General features: G+C 32.3%; 1 protein-coding gene and 1 pseudogene. Both read right to left on the bottom strand.

Translation table 11 applies throughout. From position 1 onward, the window contains the following. Positions 1–121: 121 nt before the first annotated feature. Positions 122–4,843, bottom strand: a complete 4,722-nt coding sequence (locus GN217_RS18300; RefSeq protein WP_156858076.1) for a non-ribosomal peptide synthetase — start codon at positions 4,841–4,843, stop codon at positions 122–124. Positions 4,844–5,005: 162 nt separating this feature from the next. Beyond that, positions 5,006–6,322, bottom strand: a pseudogene (locus GN217_RS18295) (condensation domain-containing protein); the annotation flags it as partial. Positions 6,323–6,470 lie beyond the last annotated feature (148 nt).

Below are 6,470 nucleotides of genomic sequence, written 5' to 3'. Positions count from 1 at the left end.
ATTAAAAAACTCCCCTCTATTAATATGAAAAAAACTTAGCACATTATAGCAGGGAAGTCTATTTTTAATCTGGAGGAATTTGAACAATTAGCAAGTGTTTTAGATGGAACAATGTGGAGCTTTACAGTAATAAACCCCACAGTGCCTGCATAACTGTATTCATTGTCACCTGATTACGGTTTGCAATTTGCTGAAGTTGATCGGTTAATGACGCATTTAGTTTACAAACAACTGTTTTAAGTTGATATTCCTTTCCAGGCTCAGTTGATTTGGAATACGGTATAATGGTTTGTTCTTCATGGTTAGCTAAATAATTACTCCAGTAGTTAGCGGATATTTCCTTATCCTGTTGAGAGAGCCACTTAATATACCTACTGTATGGAGTAATAGTCTCATAACTATCTCCTTTTCCTTTCATTAAAGATTCGTATTGTTTGAGCCATTCCTCTAACAATATAGGAATACTCCAGCCATCCATCAGGATATGATGGAAACTCAATATTATACCGTGTGTTTTATCTTCAGTTTGCAGCACAGCTAATCGTAGCAATGTATCTTTTTCAAGATTAAATCCTCTTGATTTATTTTCTAACATGTAAGATTTTATATATTTTTCATATTCTCCCGTGTTCATTGTACGTAAATCCTCATAAACCCATGGACATGATTTATGTTTGTAAATTATTTGAAGTGGTGTATCATTCCAACCCTGATAGATATTCATTCTTAAAACTGAATATCTTTGCATTAGAATTTCAAGGCTTTTCACCCAAGCATCTACATCTAAATTTCCAACCAAATCAAATTCCATTTGCTCAGTATATGATGAAGAATCTAGCTTACTATGGAACAACATTCCTTTTTGCATCGGTGATAATTCATAAATGTCCTCGACATCACCAATGTGCTTAGTTTGTTTAATGACTTCTGTTAATTCATTGATACTCAACTGTTTCATACTTAGATCACTTGGTGTTAATTCAGTTTCCTTTTTTCTTACACAATGAACAATTATATCGACTAAACTCTTCTTAATTAATTTAGCAAGCTGTTCCATTGTCTTACTTTGATACTGATTTTTACTATACTCAATCATAAGAAACAACTTACCATTTTGTACAAAACCATTTATATTCAATACATACTGCCTATTCGTTTGTTTACTTATGATTAAACCACTTGAATAGGAGGAAAGCTCCAAACTGTTTCGAACCAAGTCTTGGTCGAATTGCCCTAAATAATTAAAACTTATTTCAGGCTTTAACATTTTGATAGCACTCTGGTCTTGAGACAGGTATCGTAGAATACCATAGCCGATTCCCTTATTAGGAATTTTGCGTAATCCTTCTTTCACAGTTTTAATAGAATCAGACACACTCTGTTCTGAATTCATCTGTAGTATAACTGGATACTGGCTTGTAAACCATCCCACTGTACGTGTAATATTCACATCTGGTAAAATAGTTTCCCTTCCATGTCCTTCTAAGTTAACTATGACATTTTTTATACCTGTCCATTTATGAACTGCCGAACCAAGAGCGGTTAATAACAAATCGTTAATTTCTGTATTATAAGAAATATTGGCCTGTTTTAACAATTGTTCTGTTTCTTGTTCACTCCATTCCACGGTAATGACATCATTATTTTCGTTAGTTGGAAACTTTAATTCATAATCCTTCGGTAATGGAAGATATTGTACTTGCTCAACCTGATTCCAATATACGCGTTCTTTTTCTATTTCGGAACCTTGCGCATAACCGAACAGAAGCGTCGACCATTGTTTGAACGAATCAGTTTTGGGCGGTAGATGAATAGGCTTTTCGCTCTTCAATTGTTCGTACCCTGTCGCTAAGTCTTCGAACAAGATTCTCCACGAGACCATATCAATCACAAGATGGTGAATTACAATCAATAAATGATCACCATCTACACATTGGAACAGTCCTAATTTTACCAATGGTCCTTCTTCGATATTTATACTACTTTGTATTAAATTCGCCTTGCCTTCAATTATACTTTCAACATTTTCCTCATTTTGCAAGTCAAATAATTCTAATGAAAATAAGGGACCTTCTTCATTGCCGCGTATTCGTACTTCATATTGATTGTTCTGCTTTATAAAAACGGAACGTAAAGCATCATGATGCTTAATGATTTGTGTCATTACCTGTTCCAAAATTGTTGACTCAAAACGTTCAGAGCTATAGAGCATCATAGCTTGATTAAAATGGTTATCTACAAAGTTCTCATTAAAAAACCATGATTGGATTGGCGTTAATGGTGCTGTGCCTGTGATTTCTCCTTGATCTGTTGTATTCATAATAGGGTAGACATGATGGCTTAACTCTGCAATAGTGGGATATTTTAATAGATGTTTCATTTCAACTTTGTAGTCTTCTTGATATAGTCTAGAAGACACTTGAATTGACTTAATCGAATCTCCACCCAGTTCATAGAAATTATCTAATATTCCTATCCTTTTTACACCTAATATAGCCTGCCATACCGCCACTAATGCTTGTTCAATTGCTGTTCTTGGAGCAACATACTTACTTATAACATGTAAATCTTCACTAGGAGCAGGCAGACCCTTACGATTAACTTTTCCATTTGGTGTAAGTGGTAATTGTTCAAGTTGGACAAAATATGAAGGAATCATATAACTTGGTAATCCACCCAATAATTCCCTTTTTAACTGACTTAAAGAAAAGCTTTCGGCTACTACTATATAAGCACATAGTGAGTTGTTTCCATGTACATCTTCATATTCTGTAACAATAGCTTCTTTAATGACTTCTTCATTCAGCAGAGCTGTCTCCACTTCCCCAATTTCAATACGATAACCTCGTATTTTCACTTGATGATCAATTCTACCTAGATATTCAATATTACCGTCCGGTAACCTACGAACCAAGTCCCCTGTCCGATACATCTTTTGACCTGGGATAAATGGGTTTTCTACAAATTTTTCACCTGTTAAATCAGGACGATTTAAATATCCTCTTGCTAGGCCTTGTCCACTTAAACATAACTCTCCAACTAAACCTACTGGTTGTAATTGATTATCTCTATTTATTATATAGGCTTGCGTATTTCCAAGGGGTTTGCCAATAGGTGTATTAACGTATCCTTCCATATTATGAGTTGTTGAATAATGAGTTGCATATATTGTGGCTTCTGTCGGTCCATATATATTCTCCAATCTTGATGTTAAAGATAAATCATAAAATTGCTTAATTGTATTAACTGGTAATGCCTCGCCAGCCGAAAACACATATTTTAACGAACCAAGTTTATCTTCGTTTATTATTTTTACATCATCAAGAAACACTTTTAACATTGATGGCACGAAATTGATATGAGTAATTTGTTTATCTTGTATTATGTTTAACATTTTCATTGGTTCTTTTTCAAAATTAGGCTTTAATATAACCAATCGACCCTGACCAAAAAACCACCCGAATAATTCAGTTATTGACACATCAAAAGTATAGTTTGTTTTTAATAAGATAGAGTCATTTTTTTCTAAAGGATACAGATTTTCCAATTGTGTTAGTGTATTGATTACTGATTGATGTTCAACCATAACACCTTTTGGTTTACCTGTAGTACCCGATGTATAAATCACGTATGCTAAGTTATACGGTAATACATTGCATGTAAGATTCGAACCATCATCATGGTAACTAGATTCTTCATCTAGATATAAGGATTTCTCAACTAAAGAAACACGGTCTTGTAGATAGCGTTTTGTTAATAATTGCTTAATATTAGAGTTAGTAATAATATATTGAATACGTTCTTCTGGATAATCAGGATCAATCGGTACATAGGCGCCGCCAGCTTTAAGAATACCCAGTATTCCAATAATCATTTCAAGAGAACGATCTAACATAATACCCACTAGTTCTTCGTTCTTTATACCAGCTGTTCTCAATGTACGTGCTACTTGGTTAGCACGTACATTTAATTGTTTGTATGTTAGATATTGTCCATCGTAATCAACAGCTACTTGATTGGGTTTACTCTTGACTCTATTCTCAAACAATTCATGAACAGTCGTATTTCCCTGATAGTTTATTTTAGAATTATTAAATTCTGTCAGTATTTTTTCTTCTTCTAATTTTGACATCATGTTCAGTTGACTTATTTCAAGAGTAGGTTGAAATAAAATAACAGAGAAAATTCGATTCAAATGTTCAGTTACTCGTTTCATAAATGCACGATCATACAAATCTTGATTATAGGCTAATCTAAGTTTAATTAGATTATCTTCAATATAAAATTCAAATCTAACATCTGAAGCTGTTGTTTCTTTAAAGTGTGAAGAATGCAAATCATCTAATGAGATAATTGTATTTATTTTAGGCAAATGATTATCATCATATTCGATATCTAGATTCTCTACCATTTTTCTAAATGGAATATTCTGATTTCCTATTACATCCTTAATAAACATATTTATTTCTTTAAATATATCTTTAAAAGAACTTGTCTTGTAGAACTTATTTTTTATAATCAAGATTTCGTTTAAACTAGACTGGTTCTTGTCCTTTAAGGCTGGCATTCCTACAATAATATTTTTATTTCCAGTATACTTATATAACAGGCTTTTAACACCCGAAAGTAAAACCATATAGATGGCCATTGGAGAACTGTTTGTTAGAGCCATTACTCTCTGGGAGTTTTCAATCGATAGCATACTATTAATAATATGTTCTGAAACTATTTCTCCATTATTCTTTTGAAAAGAAGATGTTTTTGAATGAGGCAAATAGGTTATATTATCTTCATAATCAAAAACTTTGTTCCAAAATAGTGATTGTTTATTAAATATAGACATCCAATTACACCTCTGCTTATTCGTTATAATACACTTATTCTGAATTACACAAGCTAGTCAGTAACTAAATCTATTAAGATTTGTTGTATAGTTTTAAACGTGATAGTATAAGTAATAATTTACAGGACAGTTATACCAATTTTCCTCTCAGCGAAAGGAAAATTAGAAATTTAATTCAAATAAATCAACTGAACTATAATTTTCTTTTATATCTCCATCGATTTGAATCTCGCTCAATTTAATACTAGGATTATTCCTAATTGTAGAAAGGACAGTTAGGAAATTTTTTACTAATAATTCTATTGAACTTCTCTTAAATAGTTTTGTGCAATACTCAAAGCTTCCTCTTAACTCCTTTTGACCTACATATATGAATAAAGTTAAATCAAACCTTGATACTGTATGCTCTTGATCAAGTAATTTCAAAGTTAAACTACTATTGTTTTTTTCCATATAATCTACATTTTCAATGGCTAACATCGTATCAAACAGCGGATTACGGTTCTCCACTTTTTTTATATCAACTTTTTCGATTATTTTTTCGAAAGGATAGTCTTGATTCTCATAAGCAGCTAGTGTTGTTTCCTTTACTTCATTCAAGTAATGAATAAATGTTTTTTTATAGCTTAGGCGGTTTCGAATCACCAATGTATTTACAAACATCCCTATGATTCCTTCTATATCCGTATGGTTTCTTCCTGCTATTGGAGTCCCAACTAATATGTCCTTTTGACCAGTATATTTTGATAATAGAGTCGTGTATGCTGCTAATAACACCATATACAGCGTGCTACCAGTTTCTTCTGCAATTTTGTTTAACCCTCTAAACAATTCATTGCCAATTTTGAAATTTACCAAAGAACCTTCATAACTTCTTTTAATCGGTCTTTCATAGTCCGTCGGCATATCTAATAATGGTATTTCACCGTTAAATACTTTTATCCAATAGTCCTCTTGTTTTTTCATTTTTTTACTATCTTGTAATTCAAGTTGCCATGCCGCAAAATCTTTGTACTGATTACGAAGTTGTGGTAACTGTTTACCTTCATAAAGATCAAATAGTTCATTCATGAAGATGTTTATAGAACTACCATCTGAAATAATATGATGCATATCAATTATCAAAACATGGAATTCTTTATTGATTTTTAACAATTTAACTCTCATTAAAGGTGCTTTCGTCATGTCAAATTTATATACAAAGTCACTTTGAATCTCCTTTAAGTCATTAAGGGTCGCTTGTATTGGTTCAATAGCAAAATCTATATTTTTCTGTATGAACTGCATAGGTTCGCCGTTGACCATTTTAAAACTTGTGCGAAGTGAGTCGTGACGTTCAATTAATTGCTTGAAAGCTAATTCAAGATTTTCTATATTTAATGCCCCTTCTATTTGAACAGAGTGAGGCATATTATAAGTTATTTCATTTCCCTCCATTTGACTCAAAATATACATTCTTTTTTGCGCGGAAGATACAGGGTAATAATCTTTCTCTTCTACTGTTTATGGCAAAATAAAAGTACATAATAATGCAGCGTAAAAGTACATAACGCTGCAATAAAGTTCTTAGAAAATAAAAAAGGCTTGCCAGCCTCCAAATTATAACCTACTGTTATTGGTGTCGAAT

Origin of the sequence: Oceanobacillus sp. AG (assembly GCF_009746545.1) — a bacterium.
Classification (GTDB): domain Bacteria; phylum Bacillota; class Bacilli; order Bacillales; family Amphibacillaceae; genus Oceanobacillus; species Oceanobacillus indicireducens.
This window is presented reverse-complemented; position numbering and strand designations above follow the sequence as displayed.

What these genes read in the sequence shown, in the direction of transcription:
- GN217_RS18300 (WP_156858076.1), bottom strand. Translation starts at nt 4,843, where the DNA reads ATGTCTATATTTAATAAACAATCACTATTTTGGAACAAAGTTTTTGAT.